Genomic DNA, 20917 nt, shown 5'->3' with positions numbered 1-20917 from the left:
CCGCCCCGGCTTCACAGCGGGCGGTGCTGCGATAGCTGAGGCAGCACACTGCGACGCGGCTGGACTCGCCACGCGCCTCGCCCCCGCATCGTCCAGGGAGCCAGCCCCCGGACCGGCCACGGTAGTGAGGGAAGCAGAGAGCCGGCCGAGCCCAGAGCCGGGCTCAGATGCGAGCCCAGGTGCGGAGGGCTCTCTTCATGATCTTGCCCACGTCGTTGCGCGACAGCACGGTGAGGTAGCGGACAAAGCGTGGACGCTTGCGCGGGACGAGTCGCGAGGCCACATGATCCGCCAACCCCTCCTCCAGGAGGCTGTTCTGCATCGTTCGGTACGATCCACTCACCCAGGCCAGGATCCGGCGCGCCCGTCACCGCGGCATCGCGTACAGCCGGGGCTCCATGAGGACGTTCTCGATCTCCCCCGCACGATCTTGTACCCACCACTCTTGACGAGGTCGCCGGCCTTGCGCCCCACAATCCGTACGTACCCGCACCCGTCCGGCTCGCACACCGCCATGTCACCCACACGAACCAAGCCGACCTCGGCGAACGCCCCAGCGGCGACATCCGACCTGTTGAGATACTCCAGGAACAAATTCGGACCACGTACGTGGATCTCACCCACCCGATCGGACCCGTCCGGGAGTTCACGGCCCTCCTCCTCGACCAGACCCAACTCGACACCCCGCAGCGGAACGCCGACGGACGCCACCCACAGCCCGCCATCCACCCGAGGATAATCCGTCTACACGGAACAAGCGGAAACCCACACACGAGCACACCCCTGAAGAACCACCACCAGACATCCTCCAGGGCCGATACGGACCAACCCCCACAGTGCAGACAGCAGCTCCTCACCCCGACCCGCCAAGACCACCAACAGCCCACTGACAGGTGACCCGATGGGCGAGCTCCTGCTCGCCGACCTTGAGGTTGAGCGGGATGGCGGGCACACCGACGAGCAGGGCCGCCACCACTCCGACCGCCGTCTCCAAGGTCGGGGTCGCCCAGAGGGCGACTCGGGGGAACCTGTTCTAGCAGGGCGGTCAGCTCCCCGTACGAGAGCGTAGGCAACGGCCCCACGATGACCCACCCGGTGATGGCTCGGAGATCATTTTAAGGGACAGCCCTTAGCCAACACACACCAACAGCCACACGATCGCGGTGACGGTGGCGCCCATGGCCAGGGCATGGAGCTGCCGGTCCTGGGGATGCCAGGCCCGCTGTGTCGGGCGGTTTCAGCCTGCGCGGCTATCCGGCGCACGGTCCATCGGGTCACCGGTCGCCTCCTCACCCCGCCAGCTCTTGTCCGCGGCTCGCCACCCGGCTCGCGCATGAGTCCAGGGCAGGGAGTCGATGGGGTTCATGCGTGAGTGCCGGAGTACCGCGCGGAGGGCGATGAGCCCCGGGCCGGCATCCGGGCGGACGGGCACCCCCGCGTCGAGCTCGTTCGCAGTGGGGAGGGGCGGCCGGTCGATGTTGAGATTCCGCGGTCCGGCTCCGATCAGCCACAGAAGTATCCCGTCGCTCACCGCCTGCGCACACTCCGGGTCGATGTCCTCGGGGCCGAGCGGGTTGACGAACTCGAAGCCGAGCCGCCCGTCCGGCAGCGGTTCGAAGTCCACGGTGAACCAGGCCCACCCACCCATGCAGCTGGGCCGGGTGTAGCGGACGTGGACGTCGCGGCGGGCTTCGGTGGGAAATCGCATGCCGGAAGCGTGACCGCTCGGCGGACACCGGAGCAACGGGATTCCAGGTGCCTCCGTGTGACTGAGCGCCGTTCCCGGCCGGACCTTCCGGGTACGACGCGCAGCATCCGCTGTGACCGCGCACCGTGGATGACCCGGGTGGACAACTTCGATGCTCAGCCCGGGCGGGAGCGTCGTGCGTACACGATGCGGCCGCGGGCCATGTCACAGCAACACAGCGATGCCCTCCCGGCTCTCGGGCAACCTGGCCGCACGGAACCACAACCAGTTCCCGGCGATGCTGCCCGTCGCCTCGTCGGTGTCCACGAAGGTGCGCAGCAGGTCGCGTTGGGCGGGAGTGAGCGGGTGGGCCGGGTCGTAGCCGCTCTCAAAGGCTCTGAACAGGATCGGCCCGCATTCGTGGTCGGTGACTGACCTGCCACCGGCAGCCACGATGGCGACCGCCACGGGCGCCACCTCCTCAAAAGTTTCGGCCAGGGCCAGCGCGGACCGCAGCACCGTGAACCGGAACCACCCGTCGAGTCCGGGCAGTGGCTCCGGAAACCATCCGTCTGTCGTTCGCGGGTCCCGCAGGGCGTCGAGGAGGACAGCGAGAGCGCGTGGCCGATCGGCACGGGCGGGACCGAGTGCGGCGCAGACCCGCACGGCTGGGTCGGAGTCGGCGAGCAGGTCGGAAGTATCCGTCCTCAGCATGCCGAGCGCCCGTGCCACACCCGCTCGCTCGCGTCTGCCCGTCAGGGCGCCCAGGCAGGCTCGCAGCAGCTCAGCGGCCCGTGGAATCCGGTCGGCGAGCTCCGCGGCGGAGAGGAGAGGCACTGCGGCGCCGCGCGCGGCCTCGCGGGCGTGGGGGTCGGGCGAGGAGAGGAACGGCTCGACGGCGTCGTACAGGGCGGGGCGCATGCTCCGGCACGCGTGCAGTGCGGCGAGCTCGTCCGGGTCCTGCTCGCTTCGCGCCGCGTCACTCCAGGGCTCCCACTGCCAGTCGGTTCGGTCCCGTGCCGGATCCTCTCCGTAGGCGGCCGACTCGGCCACCCGCGCCAGCCAGGTGAGCAGGGCGGTCTGCAGGCTGCGGGGCGGCCCGTCGTCCCACGGGAAGTACCCCTCGTGTTCGGCAAGGCCCATGGGGTGGTCGAGGATCGCGGCGACGAACAGCGCCACGGGTGCGGTAACGGTATACAGCGAGCCTTGGTGCAGCACGCTCATGTCCAAGGCCGCCAACGCCCCGGATCGCACCTCGGGATCTTCGTCCACGAGGGAGCACAGATGGACGGGGATATCGCCGGCCGGCCCGTAAGCGTGTCGGAGGGAATCCCAGTCCGTCTCCGACAGCAGTTCCCGGGCCGCCGTCGGCAATCCACTGAGTATGCGCGTCACGCGCGCACGTTCGCCCACCGTTCCGACCGGGGCGGGTGATTCGAAGTCGTCAGCCGTCACTGCTGCCTGCCCATACCGGAGTGAGGCACGGACGCAGTGGCCTCCCGTACGTGGGCGAGAGACGTCTCCGTCACCGGCGGATCAGGGTGGTGAGCCCCGCAGCACGAGCAGGGGAATCCGAGGTCACTGGTCATGGTGCTGAAGCCTAGTGACGGGTGGCGGGCCGGAGTAGTGGCATAGGCACGCGATCGTCGGCAGCCAGTCCGTCAAGGGAGCCGTGGCCGCCTCCAAGGGTGCCCGCGGCTTCGACGCCGGGAAGGGGATCGGCGGACGCAAGAAGCACGTCGTTGTGGACACTCTCGGGTACCCGTGATGATCACGGTGACGCCCGCCGAAACCACCGACCGTGACGCCGCCCGCGGACTCCTCTGGCGCCTGCACCTGATGCAGCCGCAGAGCACCCAGGTCTGGTCGATTCCGCTTACGCCGGTCAACTTATCCACTGGTGCGACGACTTGCTCGCCATGACTCTCGGAATCGCCTCGCGGCCTCTCGGCGCGAAGAGCTTCGTGGTCCTCCCTCGGCGCTGGGGGGTGGACGAGCCCACGCTCGGCTACGAGATCCTGCGGTGACTGCCCCGACGCTCGCCGTGCCGATCAGATTTCAGCAGATGCGGCTTCAGCGGGCCCCTTCGCCGCTCCTGAGATCTCCGCTTCTCCCTAGTGGAGTACACCGTGACTGTCTGTCACCAGGTACACCCTTGAGCCGTGAAATCAGCCCGTCCTGCCCGAGGCAGCCTCAGTCGGGCTGCGCCTCCAGGTGAGCGACGACGCGGTTCGAAATCTTGGTGAGCGTGTCCAGCTCGTCCTTGGTCAGGGCGTCGACGAACAGTCGGCGGACGTGCGCGACGTGAAGGGGCGCGGCGCCTTCGATCGCCTGATAGCCGGCCGGGGTGGCGACGATGAAGGACCCGCGTCCGTCGTCGGGGCAGTCCTCCTTGGCCACCAGGCCGCGCTTCGCCATCCGCGCCACCTGATGGGACATGCGGCTCTTCTCCCACTCCACCAACTTGGTGAGGTCCATGAAACGCATCCGCCCGCCGGCCTCGGTGAGCTTGGCCAGCACGATGAAGTCGGCCGCGGACATGCCGGACTCAGCCTGGACGTAGCGGGAAAGACGTCCGATGAGCTTCTCCTGCATGCGGATGAAACCGTCCCAGGCGGCCTGCTGCTCCGGGGTCAGCCAGCGCGGTGTTGCGTTCATGGATCAAGCGTATCGAGGTCATCGGCACGTCCTCCATACCGCTGACGCGGCCTGCGCCGGTGATTGCCTAGAACATGCCGGTATGCTCGCTTCGTTGGCGTTCTTCATGACTTGCGGCTTGTGGTGCCTCTCACAGAAAGTCCCGGCCGGGCGGTCACCGTCGGCCGCTCAGGCAGAGGGGCTACGGGCGTCGGCGGGATCTTGCCGCAACTCGACCCGCGTCCGTCGATCTGGCGCCCCGGTCGGCCGGCCGCGCCGCACCGCACCGCACGGAACGAGACCGCGACCGGGCCGTCCGGGCCGGCTCCTGGCCTCCTCCTGTCGATGGCGGGCCGGGAGCCGTCCAACCGATCTGTTCACTGGCGCGACGAAACTGCCGCGGTTGCGCTCGCGGCATCGTCGAGCCCCTCCTCCCGCGGTCGGCTCCTGCCCTGGGGCGTCTCCTCCGGCATCCCCTGCTGCGCCACAACGGCCTCGTCCAGGCTGTCCACGACGGTCACTCGTCCGCCATCGCCCGGATCGGGGTCGGGCATGATCGATTCCGGGTCGACCAAGTAGACCTCGTGACCGTCGAGCGTCAGCCGACGCGTGACTTCGAGAAGCATGCGACGGGCCACGTCGTCGATCGAATGGACCCGTGTGAGGTCCAGAGCCACCCCGGTTTCCGGGTACGAGGTGTCCACGGTCTCCCGGATGACTCTCTCGGCTCCGGCGAACCCGATGCCGCCCTGCAGCTGAAGAACCCGCAGGGCGTCCGGTCCGCCGCCGACGACATGGTTGGTTCGCAAAGCCGCACGCGCGGTGGCGGGGACCTCCATCACGTGCAGACCCATGTCCGAAGAGAATCGTTCGAACAGCGACACCCCGCGAACGCTGTTTCCGTGGCTGTCCAGTCGCGGTGAGAACGTGGCGATGCCGATCTGTCCGGGAAGCGCGCCGATCAGGCCCCCGGCCACCCCGCTCTTCGCGGGGATGCCGACCTGGGTGCCCCAGTCGCCGGCCGCGTCATACATTCCGCAGCTGAACATGACGCTCAGCACCTGGCGCACCACCGGTTCCGGCACCACCTGCTCGCCCGAGAGAGGGTTCACCCCGCGGTTCGCCAACGTCGCGGCCATCATGGCCAGATCGCGTGTGGTGACGAGCACGGAACACTGGCGCGTATAGCCGTCGACGACGGCCCGCACGTCCTCGCCGAGGATGTGGTGGCTGCGGAGCATGTGCGCGATGGCGAGGTTCCGGTGGGCGTGTTTCATCTCCGACGCGTATACGGTCTCATCCGATCTCAGTCGACGTCCCGCGAAGGCCGAGAGACCGTCGACCACGCGTTCCACCCGCTCGGTCGCGTTCAGACCCTCCGCGCCCACCAGGGAATGAACGGTGATCGCACCGGCATTGATCATCGGATTCCGTGGCCGGCCGGTTTCGCTTTCGAGGGAGATCTCGTTGAACGCCTCCCCGGACGGCTCGACACCGACCTTGCCGATCACCGGGTCGAACCCGCGATCCGCCAACGCCAGCGCATAAGCGAACGGCTTGGAGATCGACTGAATCGTGAACTCGGTGTCGATGCCACCGGCACCGTATACCTCTCCGTCAATCATGGCAAAGGCCGCGCCGAGGCGCTCGGGGTCCGCTGCCGCGAGCTCGGGTATGTATCCCGCCAGCTCTCCGGACGCGTCCGGCTGCACAGCATCCAACACCTCGGTCAGATAGTCGGGAATGATCGACCGCATTCGTCCTCCTCCATGGAAAACGGCAAACTCGGCGTTGCAGAAAAATCTTGTCGGCGTATCACCGACGCACTGGATACGCAGTCCTGCGCCGCACTCCGCGCGGCACGCGTGATCAGCCTGATGTCATCGGGCAGGGGCTCGCGGAAGGCACCACCTTCCGCGACGAACTCCTCGCCGTGCAGGCACAGATGGCGAGCGAGCAGAGGGCACAACGGCACTATGGTGTATTTTTCATCAATGCTGCTGCTCAGGATTTCTCGCACCAGCAGCCCCTCCAGGCCATGCCCATCAAAATCTGCATATATTTCGGTACGGAAAAATACCCGCTCCTCACTTTCTCCGGGAGAGATCACGAATTCAGCGATGCCGAAGATTGTTTGATCAGCGCGGTGAACGGAGCAGGCATTTAGCGAAGGAGCTCGATCGAGTCTGACCATCACGGAAGCGCCGGTTTCGTCGGCTTTTTCTCGGGTCATATGAATGCATTCCCTCGGGAGGAAATCACGGCTGGATCAGAACATTGCGATCCAACTCAGGCGCTTTCGGTCTACGAGTGCTCGACGAGTCCTGCCGCAGCGGGAGTCTCGGTGAGAATGCGAAGCCGAGCAGCATCGACGTTGGCGCCGAAGGCGGGTGTTCCGGGCTCGAGCCGGATACCCGCTGCGAGGTCGCCGATGATCAGCGGATCGAACCCGAAGGTATCGACCAGCGCGGCCACGGTGGCGAGATCGTCAGGCAGGTGGCCGGCGACAGTGATCGCCTTGCGCCCCGAGGCGCCTGCCGCACGGGCCTCGCCCTCGAGGTCGTGGTAGCCCATGTGATTGAAGGCCTTCACGACACGGGCGCCCTTCAGGAACTCCTGCACGGCCTCGCTCGATGAGCTCTCCGGCGGGAGGACCGCGTCGCGCGGACCGTCGACCTCCCACCAGTGGTTCATCGCGTCGACGACCAGCTTCCCCGCCAGTTCGGGAACGGGGAGGTCTCGGTGTTTGCCGAGCGGAAGAGCGAGGATCACCACGTCGGCGGCCTCCGCGGCCTGGGCCGGCCATACGGCAGTCGCTCCCGGGGTGAGAACCTTGGTGGTCAGCACGATCTTGGCGGGGTCCCCCGATCCGGAGATCAGGACGCGGTATCCGGCAGCCCCTGCCCGACGGGCCAGTACGGTGCCGATCTTCCCGGCCCCCAGGATCCCGATGGTGGTCATCGCGTCGCTCCCGCTGTGGCCGCGGGCTGTTCAGCCAGAAGCTCGCGGACCCGGGGGATGACCTGGGTGCCGTACAGCTCGACCGCCCGAAGCCGGGCCGACGCCGAGACGGTGCCGGCGGCGGAGTAGATCAAGTCGAACCGGCCCGCGTCCAGCACCCGGACGGCGTGAGCGATCTTGGTCGCGACCGTCTCGACCGAACCGACGTACAGCGACCCGTGGTCCACCTCGGCGTTGAATTCCTCCCGGCGGAGCGGCGGCCAGCCGCGCAGCGCCCCGATCCGGTCGCGCGTCTCTTTGTACCCGGGGTAGAAAAGCTCCTTGGCTTCCTCGTCACTGGAGGCGATGAAGCCGGGCGAGTGCAGCCCTACCGGCTGTGCGGTCGTACCGAACTCCTCGCTCGCCCGCCGGTACAGATCCACGTAGGGGGCGAACCGGTCAGGAGCGCCGCCGATGATGGCGAGCATGAGCCTAAATCCGTACCGAGCCGTGCGGATCACGGACTGCGGTGTCCCGCCAACGCCTACCCAGGTGTTGAGACGTCCCGATTCGGTCTTCGGGTACACGTCTGCGGCGTGCAGGGCGGCACGCGTGGTTCCTTCCCAGGTGACGGGCGTCTCGTCCAGGAGCCGATGGAAGAGGTCGATCTTCTCCTCGAACAACACCTCGTAGTCCTTCAGGTCGTACCCGAACAGCGGGAACGACTCGGTGAACGAGCCGCGTCCGAGGATCACCTCGGCCCGTCCGCCGGACAGCGCGTCGACCGTGGCGAACCGCTGGAACACCCGTACGGGATCGTCCGAAGACAACACCGTCACGCCCGACGCGAGCCGGATGCGCTTCGTGACGGTCGCGATACCCGCGAGTACGGTCTCGGGGCTGGAGATGGCGAACTCGGGCAGGTGGTGCTCGCCCAACGCGACCACGTCGATACCGACCTCGTCGGCAAGGACCGCTTCGGCCACCGCGGCGCGGATCGCCTCCGCATGCGAGACGATCGCGCCCCGGTCGTTGCGGGGCAGGTCACCGAAGCTGTCGATTCCGAACTCAACGTGCGAAGCATCCATCGTGGGCCTTCCTTCAACGCTTACGTGGGCTCGGCATGAGGTCGCACGCCGCCGTGAGGGGAGGTCGGGACCTGCGGCCGGGTGGGAGGTCGGCGCGGTCACGCCCTCTTGGTCACGTTGTCGCCCCTCTGCGATTAAGTTGACACATCAACTCTGTCATTTTATTGTTTATTCGTCAACAAGGATGTGGTGCGGGCGATACGTCGGCCGGAGCGGCAAGCTGGTCAGTAGTCCCTCCACCGGCGGTTCGGCGATCTGCGGCTGCGGCCGGTCACCGGCGAACGTTCACGGGCCGAGGCAGTGGAACGGCTCCGGGCATCGCATCGTGTTCCGAACGTTCACCTCGTCAGCCGGATCCCCCGTCATTCAAAAGAAGGACACGCCATGACCCATCCGTTGGTCGGCAGGAGCTTCAGGTTCGAACTGGGGCCGCTCAGAGTGAACTTCACCTTCGACTCGCCCTCACAGGGCAGTTTCGTGGTCGAGGAAGGCGGGGGACTCGCACCCGATGGCCACGCCGAGACCGTCGAGCTGGACCTCAAGGAGATCCGCGAGGGCCTGTACCTCAATTCCTGGACCGAGGCCAGTGGCGCCACCGTGACGCATGTGGAGGACTTCGCGAACGCGACGGTGTACTCCAACGTCACCGTCGACGGCACCCTCTACAACTTCGTCGGAACCATCAAGGAGGCATGATCATGGCGGACGACGATCAGGCCCTGCGCAACTTCGCGATCGTCACCACCGCGATGCGCGAACTCCGCGTGGAGAAGAACCTCACCGCGCTGGACCTGTACTGAGCCGAGCCGTACGTGCGTCACGATCCCCGCCGGAGATGGCGTCGGCCTCGCCGCCGGTCCAGGCGCTCGTCATCGGCGAGCAGCATCCGCAGCGGCGGTGCGGCCGCTGCCTGTGCAACCCGAGCCTTCTGGCCTTCGCCGCTCACAGGCCCTCCCCCAGAGGCACCGACGCCGTCGGCCCGGAGCCGTCCCGCTCCCCGAGCTCCGTCTCCGGGGAGCCCTCCATGAGGGCTAGGCGTTCGTTCAAGCTGGAGACGACCGTCATGTCGTCCTCCAGGGACAGCATGGCGACCATCGGGAACAGAACGGAATACCCATCGACGGCAAGCGGCTGCGTGTCCGCGGCTCGCTCCTCCGGCTCGGTGACGCCCTCGTCACTCATGCCGTCACCTCTGCCGGCGGCGCCTCTGTCGTCAGGCGGAACGTATCCGATTCGCCGAGCTCCGCCCGCGGTTCCCCGGCCCCCATCGCCTTCTGAGTCATGAGTCCAGGATCGCGCTGCTCATGCCCTTGCCGCAGGGCGAGCTGTCACGACTCCCGGTGACAGCTGTCAGCGCCACGCATGACAAATGTCAGACGCCGGAGCTTGCGCCGGGCTACGTGGGCGACCAGCGGGGCGTCGAGGTTCCGTCCCACCGGAAGGGGTCGTCCTCCAGTGCGGCGCGATCCCACTTTCCCAACACCGCGGCGGCCTCGTAGGTGGTGTGCAGGAACTCGGCGACCGCGCGGTCGGGGTCGGGCGCGGAGCGGACGGCTTCGTAGGGCAGCAGGAATTGCTTGAACTCGGAGCTGAAGTAGGCGCTTTCGGGACCGACCGGGTGATCGGCGAAGCCTTCGGGCTCGGGGTAGGCGTACGCGTAGAACGCTCCTTCCTCGCCGCCGGGCCAGAACCCGCAGCTGGAAAGCTCCCGGGAGTAGCCCTCGACCATGACCCAGTCCCCGCAGTTGGGTGCGCCGCCGGGGTGCGGAGGAGCCTCCCGCCCGGAGAAGCGGGTGCAAGCGAGATCCATCGCTCCCCAGAAGAAGTGCACCGGGCTGACTTTGCCCACGAAGTGCGACCGGAACTCCCCCATGACCCGGTTCGCCTGCAGCAGCTGCCGCCAGAACAGGGTCGCCGCCTCGCCGTCGTAGGAGGCGTGAGCGTGGTCCTCGGCGAAGGGGATCGCCGGCTCGACCTCGTTGGGGTGCGGATGGATCGGGGCCTGGATCCCGAGCTCGTCGAGCGTGTGCAGGACCTGGGCGTAGAACTCGGCCACCGCCATGGGCCGGAGCGGGAAGCCGCGCACGCCGCCGTCGCTGCTGCGGACTTCGAGCCGGTGGCCGACGAAGTCGAATTCGATCTCGAACGCCCCGGAGCGGTACGGGATGGTCGATGTCGTCAGTCCGCGGGGGCTGACGTACAGCGTCACCTGCCACCAGTGGTTGACCAGTGGGGCGTGGGCCATGCGGATCTTGCCCACGATCTGGGTCCACATGTGCAGGGTGTCGCGGGTCGCGGTCCAGTCGGAGACTCTCAGGCTCGGCCAGTTCGTGGCAGCTGGTGCGGTCATCGCATCTCACATCCTCGGTAGCGCCTTCATGCGGGTCAGCGGTGTTCGGGATTGGCGCTGTCGGGCCGACAGCCGGCGTCCCAGGCAGAGCGCTGGTTGCCGTAGGCGGGAATGCCACCGGTGTCACGGATCATCGACGCGAAGTGGAGAAGGTTGTACGTCATGAACGAGATGTTCCGATTGGCGAAGTCGTTCTCCGGCCCGCCGGATCCCTCGTCGAGGTAGGAAGGACCCGGGCCGACCTCGCCGAGCCAGCCGGCGTCGGCCTGGGGCGGCACGGCGAAGCCGATGTGCTGCAGGCTGTAGAGGATGCTCATGGCGCAGTGCTTGAGGCCGTCCTCGTTGCCTGTGATCAGGCAGCCGCCGACACGCCCGTAGTAGGCGTACTGGCCCTGCTCGTTGAGCACGCCGGAGTAGCCGTAGAGCCGTTCGATGACGCGCCGGGTCACCGAGCTGTTGTCTCCGAGCCAGATCGATCCGCCGATGACGAGGATGTCGGCGGCGAGGATCCGTCGAAGGAGCGCGGGCCACTCGTCGGTGTCCCAGCCGTGTTCGGTCATGTCCGGGCGGACACCGGTGGCGATGTCGTGGTCGACGGCGCGGATCTGGTCCACGCTGACTCCGTTCGCCCCCATGATGGCGACGCTGCGGTCGATCACACCCTGGGTGTGGCTGCGCTCGGGAGATCGCTTCAGGGTGCAGTTGATGTACATCGCACTCAGCCCGCTGAAGTCGGGCTTGTCGATCGCGGGAGCATTCATTCGCGGTGGTCCTTCCGAGTGTTCGGTGCTGTCGCCCCTGAGTGCCGACTTCTTCGTATCCGGCGCGGGAGACCGGCAACAGGTAGTGCGTAGTGCGCGTGTATGGGCCATCTGCTCCCAGGTCTCCGCACAGGGAAAGAAAAGCCTTCCGGAAGGTGGGGCCGGGCGCGACACGACGAGGCGCCGCGATTCGTTCTTGAATGGGCCGATGTCGTGGCCGGTGATTCCCTGGGGCCGGACCCGTAAAACCCTGGCCCCGCCCCGTTCACGCTTCACGCTTCACGCCGAACCGGGCCTTGCCCCACAGCTTTCGGAAATACTGTCTCCTGCGTGTAGGCAGAGAGGCTTTCTTCGTCGAATCCTGAGATCACCTCGGACCGATTGAGCGACCATGCTCCCCCTCGGGCGTCGGGAGTGCGCCGAGTCCGGCCCTGGCTTCTCCGCTCATGGCATTCCTGCGCATGTCGCCGTACACTAGCACCAGAACTTGACGTGTCAACTAGATGCCTGTCCGTACCGGAAGGCCTGGTCGCTCCTGCCGGCGTCCAGGTTGGCGATGACCTTCCCGGCGAGCGTGCGCAGCTGCGCGATCTCGGTCGCGGTGAGGCCCGAGAGCACGACGTCGCGGGCGAAGACGTCCTGTAGCGGCAGCACTTGCTCCACGAGGTCGAGACCGCGTCGTGTGAGGACGGCCTGATAGGCGCGGCCCTTCTCGGGAGTGTCCTCGCGGCGGAGCAGACCGGCCGCCTCCAGCGAGCGGAGCGCATGAGAGAGGCGACTCTTGTGAAATCGCAGTGCGCGGCCCAGGCGGGTGAGTCCCATCGTGTACCGGTCCGCCCCCGCGAGCAGCGCGAGGATCTTGAAGTGGCTGTGTGCGATGCCGGCATCGCACTGCGTCTTCCGCTCCAGCTCGGCTTCGACCAGGTGCGCGAGAATCACCAGTGACTGCCGGTTCTCCCGCTGTTCCCATGCCGCCATGGGCGTCACGACGTCGCTGGATTCAACAGGAGGGAGGATTCGGCCCTGCCCGCCGGGCTGCGGCGATCCGAGATCGGACAATCGGTCATGCACCTCTCCCGGCTTGCCAAACCGCGAAGTCTTCGTATTATTGGGGCCCATCAGTGAGTTGCGAGTTCAACTCACCTCTATGACTCCCCTCGGAAGAGGAATTCAGTCACGCCACATCAGCTCGTCGGTGAGTTACCGACGGCGGAATGACGCCCCCATGGTCACACCGGAACGGTCGATGTCGCGATCGTGGAAATTCACCCGTAGGCCATTCTCGTCTCCTGACGTGACGCCGGTGGTGCGACCGTGGTCCGTATCGAGGCTCTGACCCCATCGACACCGCATTCGATCGTGGCCTTCTCCGGTCGGCTGTACCGACCGACCAGAACCTTCAAAGGAGTCCCGGCATGTCGAACAAGGAAACCCTGCTCACAGCCATGCGTGAGCTTTTCCACGACAAGGACGTGACCGCTCTGGACCGCTATTGGGCCGAGCCGTACATCCAGCACAGCCCCAACCTGCCCAACGGACTGGACGGACTCCGCGACGCGGTGCCGACGTTGGAGGGGTTCCGCTGGAATCCCGAGCGAGTGTTCGAGGACGGCGACTTCGTCATCGCGCACAGCCGGGTGAGCGGCTGGCACCCCGACGGTGACGCGGCCATCGTCGACATCTTCCGCTTCGAGAACGGCCGCGTCGTCGAGCACTGGGACGTCGTCCAGCCGTACGTCGAGGCGGACCGGACCGTCAGCGGCAACCCCATGGTCTGAACCGGTCACCCGTCCGGTCATCCGTCCGGTCATCCGTCCGGTCATCCGCCGGGCGGACCGCCGGGCCTGATCCGAACACGCCCGGCGTGTCACGGCAGTCCGCTCGCCGGATGGCGGGTACATCGTTCGACCAGCACGTTCGTCCACCTCAGAACGGGAGAAGAAGATGGGGTACATCACCGTCGGCAGTGAGAACAGCACGCCGATCGAGCTCTACTACGAGGACCAGGGAACGGGTCAGCCCGTCGTGCTGATCCACGGGTATCCGTTGAACGGTCACAGCTGGGAGCGTCAGACGCGGGAGCTGCTGGACGCCGGATACCGCGTCATCACCTATGACCGTCGCGGCTTCGGCCGATCGTCGAAGGTCGGCACGGGGTACGACTACGACACGTTCTCCGCCGACCTCAACGCCCTGCTGGAGGACCTCGATCTGCGCGATGTCGTTCTCGTCGGCTTTTCGATGGGCACGGGCGAGCTTGCTCGCTACGTCTCACGGTACGGGCACGAGAGGGTCGCGAAGCTGGCGTTCCTGGCCTCGCTCGAACCCTTCCTCGTCGCCCGCGACGACAACCCCGACGGGGTGCCGCACGAGGTGTTCGACGGAATCGCGGCAGCGGCGAAGGGCGACAGGTACGCCTGGTACACCCAGTTCTTCGCCGACTTCTACAACCTCGACGACAACCTCGGCAGCCGTATCAGCCAGGAGGCCGTGACCGCGAGTTGGAACGTCGCGACGTCGAGCGCGCCCGTGGCGGCGTACGCGGTCGTTCCCTCCTGGATCGAGGACTTCCGCGCCGACGTCGCGGCGGTCCGCGACAGCGGTAAGCCGGTCCTCGTCCTGCACGGAACGGCCGACCGGATCCTGCCCATCGACGCGACCGCCCGCCGCTTCCGCCGTGAGCTGCCGGAGGCGCAGTACGTGGAGATCGAGGGCGCCCCGCACGGGCTGCTCTGGACGCATGCCGACGAGGTCAACGCGGCCCTTCGCGCCTTCCTCGGCTAGAAACGGTCGCACACCGGCTCCCTCTCCTCGTCCCGCGTCGCGATGAGCCGCCGCGGGGCGAGGGGAAGCGCGCGTGGTGGCCGTGAGCCCGCGCGTCGATGTCCTGAACACCGTGGCACCGCCCCCGGTGGAACTTGCCATGCGCGGTACGCCGCTTCGCGCACGGCCGCCGTCGACGGAAGTGACTCGCCCGCGTGACCAGAGCCGCCCCTCGGTCCGGACGAAAGAGTGCACCCCGACGGGCGATCCGAGGGGAGAAAGACGAAAGAAGAGACAGTGGTGGGAACGCGAAAGAAGCGGCACACGACCGGCACCGTTCACGCCGCCGACGAAAGCCTGGCGCGCGGTCCGCGCGGTCCGGGACGGTCTCCGTGGACGTGGGCGGCCTTCGCTCTTCTGACCGTTGTCGGCTCCGTGGTCTCCTGGCTCAACCGGAGCCCGTGGTGGGGGTGGACGCTCGTCGCCGTCCTCGGGGTGCTCGTCCTCACCGTACGCTGGTGGCTTCGAGGTCCCGCCCTGCTCAAGGCGGGGGCGTGGCTGTTGACAGCGGCCTTCGTCTGCGCCACGGCTGTCCTCGCGTACCCGTCGCCGCAGAACCGCACGGCGGGAGGCGCCGATCCCCGGCCGTCCCGCACCGTGCCGACACAAGAGGGGCCGGTCAGAGGCGTTCTCAACGATGAGCGCGACGTGGAGATCTTCGCCGGGATTCCTTACGCCAGCCCCCCGGTCGGAGACCGGCGCTGGCGTCCGCCGCAGCCTCCCAGACCGCGTCCGGGGCTGCTCAACGCCGACCGGTTCTCCGACGTTCCGATTCAGCCGACCTCCACCTTCCTCACCCGGGCGCTGTCGCAGACGGTGCAAGCTGCCCTGGAGAGCACGCTCCTCAATCCCTATCCGGTGAGCGACGACAGCCTCTACCTCAACATCTGGCGCAGCAGGAAGCCCGCCTCGGCGAAGCTCCCCGTGATCGTCTACGTACCCGGCGGAGGGTTCGCCACCGGTTCCGGTGCCCTTCCGCTCTACGACGGCGAGTCACTGGCCTCCAGTGGCGAGACGATCGCCGTCACGATCAACTACCGGCTCGGGGTGCTCGGCTTCCTGTCGCACCCCGCACTGGCCGAGGAGTCGACGGCCGGCGCCTCGGGCAACTACGGCGTGCTCGACCAGATCGCCGCTCTGCGGTGGGTCCGTCAGAACATCGCGGCCTTCGGCGGCGACCCGGACCGGGTGACGATCCCGGGCCAGTCCGCCGGCGGCGAGAGCGTGTGCGTCCTCGGCGCGACGCCGCGGGCGAAGGGTCTGGTCGACGGCATCATCGGCGGTGGTGGAGCCTGCATGGGGACGCGGGGCGACACCGAGCGAGGCGATCAGTACGACGCCAGGTCGGCGGCCGAGACGGCGGGGCGGCGCCTGAGCGAGAAGCTCGGGGGCGCCACTGTGGAAGAGATGCGCCGCATGCCCGTGGAACGGGTGGTGGACGCGGCCAAGTCCCTGAAGAGTCACTGGCGGCCGTCCATCGACGGCCTGGTTCTCGACCGGACTCCCGCGGAGATATACGCCGCGGGCGATCAACTGGATGTGCCCACACTCGTCGGGAGCAACGCGGACGAGGCCTCCCTCGCCCTGGTGAGCCCCCCGGACTCCGATGTGGGTGACTACCGGGAAAAGGTGCGTCAGGAGCACGGTGCGGACGCGGAACTCTTCCTCCGTCTCTATCCCGGCGACACGGAAGCGCAGGTGCTCGATTCCCTCCTCAAGGCCGAGACCGACAAGGTCATGACCCGGGCCATGCGCAGGTGGGGCGTCTTGCAGACGCGTACCGGAAAGGCGGACGCCTACTCCTACTACTTCGCACACGTCCCTCCGGAAGCCGGTCTCCGGAAGTTCGGCGCCTATCACGGAGCGGAGGTGATGTACGCGTACGACAACCTCGGCAAGGACGGCGACGCCGCGTACGGGGAGCGCGACCACACCCTGCGTGACCGGATGAGCGGCTACTGGATCAACTTCGCGCGTACGGGAGATCCCAACGGGCCCGGGCTGCCCATCTGGCCCACTCTGCGGGAGGAGGCCGAGAAGGTGATGCGGTTCGACGGCGGCAGCACCGTCGTACCCCGGCCGCGACCCGATGCCGTCGACTTCTGGATGCGCTACGACGGGCCTCTCGCGTGGCGCATCCCGAGCCGGCGGCTGCCGCCCGCGGGAACTCGGCTCCTGCGAGCGGTGGTTCAGGAGCTGGGCGGATTGCGGCGGGGCGCGAGCGTCGCGTTGGGCAGTTCCGGGGCGGGCAGTCGATCTCCGACGTACCCCTCCACCGCGCCGAAGCGTTCGGACTCCTCCTCCCAGTCCTTGCGGGCCCGCGCGATGTCGTCGTGGCTGCGGCCGATGAAGTTCCACCACATGACGATCTCTTCCTCGAAAGGCGGTCCGCCCAGCAGAATGACTCGGGCCCGAGCGGGAGATGTGTTGCGGAGGGTCAGCGATCCGCTGCCCGGACGGAGGAATCCGAGCTGGGCAGGGCTCAACGCCGTCCCGTTGAGCTCGATGTCTCCCTCGTCCACCAGGAGGCCGTGCTCGAACGCGGCGTCGACGCCCAGGGTGAGGGACGCGCCGGCCTCGAGAATCAGCTCCGCGCCGAGCAGCGGCGTAAAGGTGCGCACCGGCGAGACCGCTTCCAGCAGGGAGCCGAGGAACACCCTGATCTCGGCGCCGTCCTTCCGGATCGGCGATGGTACGTACCGCTGGAAGTCCCTTTCCGCCTGGCGGTGTTCGTCCGGCAGCGCCACCCACAGCTGCACGCCGTGCAGGACGGTGGTGCGATCGGTGGAGACCTCGGAATGGCAGATGCCGCGGCCCCCCGTCATCAGATTGAGCTCGCCGGGGCGCACGTAGGCATGGCTGCCGAGGCTGTCCCGGTGCTCCACCTCGCCGTCGAACAGCCAGGTGACCGTCTGCAGGCCTATGTGGGGGTGCGGCGGGAGGTCCATCCCGCCGCGCCGGGCGACGTCGTCGGGTCCGTAGTGATCGACGAAGCACCAGGCGCCCACGAAGCTGCGGGCCCGCTGAGGAAGGGTGCGGCGCACGCTCATGGACCGCGGGCCGCCCAGGGGGACATCACGCGGCGTCAGGATCTCGACGCGGTGGAGGGCGGATTCAGCCGCCTCCGGTCCCTGCGTGCAGCGCAGGCTGACGGGATCACGTTCGACGTTGCTCATGTTCAACTCTCCAGATGTATAGTTCAATATTCAACATTATATCGATTGCAAGGAGTGCCCCGTGGCCATCACCTCGACGTCGAGCCGTGACAAGAAGGTGTTCATCGACAAGTTCGACCCCGAAGCGTTCCGCGCTCTCGCGCGGACCGCGCAGGCCGCCGGGGCGGCGGCCGCCCGCGCCGGCCTGCCGGTGACCCTGGTGGAACTGGTCAACCTCCGCGTCTCCCAGATCAACGGGTGCGCCTACTGCCTGCGCGCCCACACCCGCGCGGCGCTCGAAGCCGGGGAGAGCCCGCAGCGCCTCGGACTGCTGGCGGCCTGGGGCGAGACGGACGTCTTCACCGCCGCGGAACGCGCCGCCTTGACTCTGGCGGAGGCGACGACCAGCCTGAACGGATCCGCACGGGGCGGAGCGGCCGCCGCGGCACGCGGCGACCTCACCGACGAGCAGATCTCGGCCGTGCTCTGGGTCGCCATCAGCATCAACGCGTTCAACCGCGTGTCGATCATGAGCGGACACCCGGTGAAGGAGGCCTGACACCGGCACGGTAGACGGACCGGCGAACCCCTCCCCGCCTTTCGCCGACCGCGCGGTCTCGGCCGTGGGCTCGAGTGCAGCGACCTCCCACCGCTCACGGCCGGGGACACGCACCCCGGGACCGCGTCCGGTGGAGGTCCATCCGCCCCCGCGCCATCGCCCCGCCGAGACCGCCCGGCTGCGCCACCGCACATGGCAGGGCGCGCCGGAGAGCCTCGGTCTTCCCGGTGCCCCACTCGACGCCTTCCAGCAATGCGAGTCGCGCACGCATATTTTCCGTGCACGCATCAACCTTCTCCTCACGCTCATCGGCGGCCCGGCCGCCGATGGCCTCCACGGCTTCCACAGCGGGGCCGATCAGCCCCGGCCACACCCCCTCTCCGGCCCGGCGGCGCCCGGGCCGCCATGAAGTAGATGTATCAACTATATGGGCTGCCGATCGTCACACAAGACAGGTGTGCAGCCCGAGGGGAGAAGTCCGGCGATGGGGAATCAGACTGCAACGCGCTCTGGGCAACAGCGGGGTGTCGGTCCTGGTGATACCCGGCGATGTCGCACACGACAAGGCCGTCAACCCGACGGGGTCCGGCCATCTGGTCACCGAGCGCGGCCGGGTCGTCGCCCCGACCGCACAGGTGCGGAAGCTGGCCGAGAAGCTCAACGCGGCACGGAAGGTGATGCTGTTCTGCGGCGCGGGTGTGCGGGACGCCCACGCCGAGGTCATGGCGCTCGCCGAGAAGACCGCCGCCCCCGTCGGGCACAGCTTGCGGGGCAAGGAGTGGATCCAGTTCGACAACGCCTACGACATCGGCATGAGCGGCCTGCTGGGCTACGGCGCCTGCTTCGACGCCATGCACGAGGCCGACCTGGTCGTCCTGCTCGGCACCGACTTCCCGTACAACGATTTCCCGCCGCAGGCGCGAAGCGTGCAGATCGACCACGACGCCGGCCGCCTCGGCCGTCGCACCGTTCTGGAGCTCGGGGTACACGGCGACGTACGGGAGACGTTGCGGGCCGCGCTCCCGTTGGTCGAGGCGAAGAAAGACCGCGTCTTTCTGCAACGGATGCTGCGCAAGCACACCCGATCACTGAGGCGGTGGTCTCCCCCTACACCCACGGCGTCGAGCGGCACACGCCCATCCACCCCGAGTACGCGGCATCGGTTCTGGACGAACTCGCCGCCGATGACGCGGTGTTCACCGTGGACACCGGCATGTCCAACGTGTGGGCAGCGCGCTATCTGACCCCCAACGGCCAGCGCCGGGTGATCGGTTCGTTCCTGCACGGCACGATGGCCAACGCTCTGCCGCACGCCATCGGCGCACAGTTCGCCGGCCCCGGCCGCCAGGTGATCTCGATGTCGGGTGACGGTGGACTGGGCATGCTGATGGGCGAACTGCTCACCGTGAGGCTGCACGATCTGCCGGTGAAGACGACCGTCTTCACCAACTCCTCGCTCGGCATGGTCAAGCTGGAGATGCTGGTCGAAGGCCTGCCCGAGCACGAGACCGATCACGAACCGGTGGACTTCGCGGCCGTCGCCCGCAGTGTGGGCATCGAGTCGATCCGGATCGCTCGGCACCGCGGTGCTGGGCGGGTTGCTCGTCTCCTGGTACACCAGGGCCGCCTCCGCCGGAACCGACGCGCTCGCTCTCCCGACGGAGCTGCTCGACCGGGCGTCCTCGACGCTGGCCGAAGCCCTGATCGTCGGGGGAAGCCAGCGGCGGCACGGGGAGCCTCGTCCTCGCGGCCGCGAAGGAGGCGTTCACCGAGGCGGCCACGGTGACCGGTATCGCAGGCGCCGGGGTGATGGTCGTCGCCGCGGTCTGGGCGCTGGTGACGCTGCGAGACGTGTCCGCGAACCTGGATCTCGCCGAGGAGCACGAGCACGAGCTCCACTGATTCAGGTGGAGCGGGGCACCCCCGCCCCGGGCGGCGGCGGTGCGGCCGGTTCCTGGGACTTGCGCGACACGGCGTCACAGGTCACGGCGTGCGCCGCGCATCGGCTCTCGTGTCCGGCCTACGAGGTCACGGAGCGCCCGAGACGTCCAGTACGGCCTTGCCGTGGAGGCGGCGGGAATGCAGCAGGTCGATGGCCTCGTCCACGCGGCTCCAGTCGCCGCGCCAGCCGATGTGGGGCGTGAGTACCTTCTCCGCCAGCAGCCGGGCCAGGTGTTCCAGATCCTGACCGGGCGCGGGGCCGTCCAGCGAGTGGAACGTGACGATCGCGCGCCCGTGCCGATTCTCGCTGCCGAGAAAGGCGCCCGGCGGGAACGTGACGGGGCGCGAGGTGACGTCGCCGACGGCGACGAGCGTGCCGTGGGCCGCCAACTTCGCGAAGGACCGCACCAGTTGCTCGCCGCCGACCGTGTCCACGACGGCGTCCCACTCCCCGTCGGCGTGCTCGGGTCCGTGAACGACCTCGGCCGCGCCCAGGGCCCGGAGGGCATCCCCGTGTTCGTCCGGATCGCCCGTGGACGCCGTGACCCGGGCGCCCTGGGCGTGGGCGAGCCGCACCGTGAACCGCCCGACCCCGCCCGTCGCACCGGTGATCAGCACGCGCTTTCCGGACACGGGTCCACAACGGCGGAGAGCCCGGAGGGCGCTGAGGCCGGCGACCGGGAGCGTGCTGAGCGCACCGGGATCGGCGCCGAGCGGTACGAGGCCCAGTGCCCCGGTGTCCACGGCGCGGAGTTCGGCCCATCCGCCGTCCGCGCCGATGGTGAGCACCGGAGTGCCGACGGGCGGTCCGGACCCGTCGGCGGCGGCCTCTTCCACCAGCCCGGCCGCGTCCCAGCCGAGAACGGCTCCTGGCGCCGCTGTCGCGATGCCGTGGCTCACCTCGCCGAAATTGAGGGAGGTGGCGGCCACACGCACCAACGCCTGGTGAGGCGCCGGCCGAGGCGGTTCCGCTTCA

The 20917-nt window shown here is 68.1% G+C and carries 18 protein-coding genes and 3 pseudogenes; 6 read left to right on the top strand and 15 right to left on the bottom strand.

Features of this window, described 5'->3' with window-relative positions:
- Nucleotides 1-163: 163 nt before the first annotated feature.
- The 9 genes and pseudogenes from G3I54_RS12715 to G3I54_RS12675 form a co-directional block, all read right to left on the bottom strand.
- A pseudogene (locus G3I54_RS12715) lies at nucleotides 164-705 on the bottom strand (acyl-CoA synthetase); the annotation flags it as partial.
- A 148-nt stretch (nucleotides 706-853) separates the two neighbouring features.
- Nucleotides 854-994 (bottom strand): hypothetical protein, encoded by a 141-nt coding sequence (locus G3I54_RS12710; RefSeq protein WP_164614118.1) that lies wholly within the window; start codon nucleotides 992-994, stop codon nucleotides 854-856.
- Nucleotides 995-1237: 243 nt separating this feature from the next.
- A complete protein-coding gene (locus G3I54_RS12705) occupies nucleotides 1238-1708 on the bottom strand; it encodes a hypothetical protein (RefSeq protein WP_164614116.1) in 471 nt (156 codons plus the stop codon).
- A gap of 204 nt (nucleotides 1709-1912) precedes the next feature.
- Nucleotides 1913-2866 (bottom strand): HEAT repeat domain-containing protein, encoded by a 954-nt coding sequence (locus tag G3I54_RS12700; protein ID WP_343240323.1) that lies wholly within the window; start codon nucleotides 2864-2866, stop codon nucleotides 1913-1915.
- A 1014-nt stretch (nucleotides 2867-3880) separates the two neighbouring features.
- Nucleotides 3881-4345 (bottom strand): MarR family winged helix-turn-helix transcriptional regulator, encoded by a 465-nt coding sequence (locus tag G3I54_RS12695; protein ID WP_164614114.1) that lies wholly within the window; start codon nucleotides 4343-4345, stop codon nucleotides 3881-3883.
- A 356-nt stretch (nucleotides 4346-4701) separates the two neighbouring features.
- Entirely contained in the window at nucleotides 4702-6081 is a 1380-nt protein-coding gene (locus G3I54_RS12690) for a glutaminase (protein WP_239144340.1), read from the bottom strand.
- Nucleotides 6054-6557, bottom strand: coding sequence for a hypothetical protein (locus G3I54_RS12685; RefSeq protein ID WP_203686012.1), 504 nt, complete (start codon nucleotides 6555-6557; stop codon nucleotides 6054-6056). Before G3I54_RS12685 ends, G3I54_RS12690 begins: the two co-directional genes overlap by 28 nt.
- A 71-nt stretch (nucleotides 6558-6628) precedes the next feature.
- The gene (locus G3I54_RS12680) at nucleotides 6629-7285 is read right to left on the bottom strand and encodes an NAD(P)-binding domain-containing protein (RefSeq protein WP_164614112.1); all 657 of its coding nucleotides are present in this window, start codon (nucleotides 7283-7285) and stop codon (nucleotides 6629-6631) included.
- Complete coding sequence (locus G3I54_RS12675; protein WP_164614110.1) at nucleotides 7282-8352, bottom strand: LLM class flavin-dependent oxidoreductase; 1071 nt, start codon at nucleotides 8350-8352, stop codon at nucleotides 7282-7284. The genes G3I54_RS12680 and G3I54_RS12675 overlap by 4 nt, the downstream gene beginning before the upstream one ends.
- Nucleotides 8353-8736: 384 nt before the next feature.
- Between G3I54_RS12675 and G3I54_RS12670 the strand changes: the two genes are divergently transcribed.
- Nucleotides 8737-9048, top strand: coding sequence for a hypothetical protein (locus G3I54_RS12670; protein WP_164614108.1), 312 nt, complete (start codon nucleotides 8737-8739; stop codon nucleotides 9046-9048).
- Between the two features lie 246 nt (nucleotides 9049-9294).
- Here G3I54_RS12670 and G3I54_RS12665 read toward each other — a convergent pair whose 3' ends face one another.
- The 4 genes from G3I54_RS12665 to G3I54_RS12650 form a co-directional block, all read right to left on the bottom strand.
- Nucleotides 9295-9534 (bottom strand): hypothetical protein, encoded by a 240-nt coding sequence (locus G3I54_RS12665; protein WP_164614106.1) that lies wholly within the window; start codon nucleotides 9532-9534, stop codon nucleotides 9295-9297.
- Between the two features lie 214 nt (nucleotides 9535-9748).
- A complete protein-coding gene (locus G3I54_RS12660) occupies nucleotides 9749-10702 on the bottom strand; it encodes a DUF5996 family protein (RefSeq protein WP_164614104.1) in 954 nt (317 codons plus the stop codon).
- A 35-nt stretch (nucleotides 10703-10737) separates the two neighbouring features.
- Nucleotides 10738-11463 carry a flavodoxin family protein gene (locus G3I54_RS12655; RefSeq protein ID WP_164614102.1) on the bottom strand — a complete coding sequence of 242 codons (726 nt, stop codon included), beginning with the start codon at nucleotides 11461-11463 and terminating at the stop codon, nucleotides 10738-10740.
- Nucleotides 11464-11958: 495 nt separating this feature from the next.
- A complete protein-coding gene (locus G3I54_RS12650) occupies nucleotides 11959-12441 on the bottom strand; it encodes a MarR family transcriptional regulator (protein WP_164614100.1) in 483 nt (160 codons plus the stop codon).
- A gap of 437 nt (nucleotides 12442-12878) precedes the next feature.
- On the opposite strand from G3I54_RS12650, the gene G3I54_RS12645 reads away from it, so the two are divergent.
- The 3 genes and pseudogenes from G3I54_RS12645 to G3I54_RS39440 form a co-directional block, all read left to right on the top strand.
- Complete coding sequence (locus tag G3I54_RS12645) at nucleotides 12879-13241, top strand: nuclear transport factor 2 family protein (RefSeq protein WP_164614098.1); 363 nt, start codon at nucleotides 12879-12881, stop codon at nucleotides 13239-13241.
- Nucleotides 13242-13407: 166 nt separating this feature from the next.
- Nucleotides 13408-14247, top strand: a complete 840-nt coding sequence (locus G3I54_RS12640; protein ID WP_164614096.1) for an alpha/beta hydrolase — start codon at nucleotides 13408-13410, stop codon at nucleotides 14245-14247.
- A 228-nt stretch (nucleotides 14248-14475) separates the two neighbouring features.
- Nucleotides 14476-16380: pseudogene (locus G3I54_RS39440) on the top strand (carboxylesterase family protein); the annotation flags it as partial.
- Between the two features lie 95 nt (nucleotides 16381-16475).
- Here G3I54_RS39440 and G3I54_RS12630 read toward each other — a convergent pair.
- Entirely contained in the window at nucleotides 16476-17462 is a 987-nt protein-coding gene (locus G3I54_RS12630) for a pirin family protein (protein WP_164614145.1), read from the bottom strand.
- A 61-nt stretch (nucleotides 17463-17523) separates the two neighbouring features.
- On the opposite strand from G3I54_RS12630, the gene G3I54_RS12625 reads away from it, so the two are divergent.
- Together G3I54_RS12625 and G3I54_RS12620 are read left to right on the top strand one after the other, a co-directional pair.
- Nucleotides 17524-18000 (top strand): carboxymuconolactone decarboxylase family protein, encoded by a 477-nt coding sequence (locus tag G3I54_RS12625; protein ID WP_164614094.1) that lies wholly within the window; start codon nucleotides 17524-17526, stop codon nucleotides 17998-18000.
- A gap of 497 nt (nucleotides 18001-18497) precedes the next feature.
- A pseudogene (locus G3I54_RS12620) lies at nucleotides 18498-19579 on the top strand (thiamine pyrophosphate-dependent enzyme); the annotation flags it as partial.
- Nucleotides 19580-20028: 449 nt separating this feature from the next.
- Here the strand turns inward: G3I54_RS12620 and G3I54_RS12615 are convergent.
- Nucleotides 20029-20871: a zinc-binding dehydrogenase gene (locus tag G3I54_RS12615; RefSeq protein ID WP_343240322.1), complete on the bottom strand. Its 843-nt coding sequence runs from the start codon at nucleotides 20869-20871 to the stop codon at nucleotides 20029-20031.
- Nucleotides 20872-20917: the final 46 nt, after the last annotated feature.

Origin of the sequence: Streptomyces sp. SID14515 (genome assembly GCF_010548505.1) — a bacterium.
GTDB lineage: Bacteria > Actinomycetota > Actinomycetes > Streptomycetales > Streptomycetaceae > Streptomyces > Streptomyces caviscabies.
The sequence above is the reverse complement of the archived record's forward strand: the minus strand, read 5'-3'. Positions and strand labels throughout refer to the sequence as shown.

Excerpts from the sequence above, each read along its gene's own strand:
- G3I54_RS12705 (WP_164614116.1), bottom strand. The coding sequence starts at position 1,708 with ATGCGATTTCCCACCGAAGCCCGCCGCGACGTCCACGTCCGCTACACC.
- G3I54_RS12695 (WP_164614114.1), bottom strand. The coding sequence starts at position 4,345 with ATGAACGCAACACCGCGCTGGCTGACCCCGGAGCAGCAGGCCGCCTGG.
- G3I54_RS12690 (WP_239144340.1), bottom strand. The coding sequence starts at position 6,081 with ATGCGGTCGATCATTCCCGACTATCTGACCGAGGTGTTGGATGCTGTG.
- G3I54_RS12685 (WP_203686012.1), bottom strand. The coding sequence starts at position 6,557 with ATGACCCGAGAAAAAGCCGACGAAACCGGCGCTTCCGTGATGGTCAGA.
- G3I54_RS12680 (WP_164614112.1), bottom strand. The coding sequence starts at position 7,285 with ATGACCACCATCGGGATCCTGGGGGCCGGGAAGATCGGCACCGTACTG.
- G3I54_RS12675 (WP_164614110.1), bottom strand. The coding sequence starts at position 8,352 with ATGGATGCTTCGCACGTTGAGTTCGGAATCGACAGCTTCGGTGACCTG.
- G3I54_RS12670 (WP_164614108.1), top strand. The coding sequence starts at position 8,737 with ATGACCCATCCGTTGGTCGGCAGGAGCTTCAGGTTCGAACTGGGGCCG.
- G3I54_RS12665 (WP_164614106.1), bottom strand. The coding sequence starts at position 9,534 with ATGAGTGACGAGGGCGTCACCGAGCCGGAGGAGCGAGCCGCGGACACG.
- G3I54_RS12660 (WP_164614104.1), bottom strand. The coding sequence starts at position 10,702 with ATGACCGCACCAGCTGCCACGAACTGGCCGAGCCTGAGAGTCTCCGAC.
- G3I54_RS12655 (WP_164614102.1), bottom strand. The coding sequence starts at position 11,463 with ATGAATGCTCCCGCGATCGACAAGCCCGACTTCAGCGGGCTGAGTGCG.
- G3I54_RS12650 (WP_164614100.1), bottom strand. The coding sequence starts at position 12,441 with ATGGCGGCATGGGAACAGCGGGAGAACCGGCAGTCACTGGTGATTCTC.
- G3I54_RS12645 (WP_164614098.1), top strand. The coding sequence starts at position 12,879 with ATGTCGAACAAGGAAACCCTGCTCACAGCCATGCGTGAGCTTTTCCAC.
- G3I54_RS12640 (WP_164614096.1), top strand. The coding sequence starts at position 13,408 with ATGGGGTACATCACCGTCGGCAGTGAGAACAGCACGCCGATCGAGCTC.
- G3I54_RS12630 (WP_164614145.1), bottom strand. The coding sequence starts at position 17,462 with ATGAGCAACGTCGAACGTGATCCCGTCAGCCTGCGCTGCACGCAGGGA.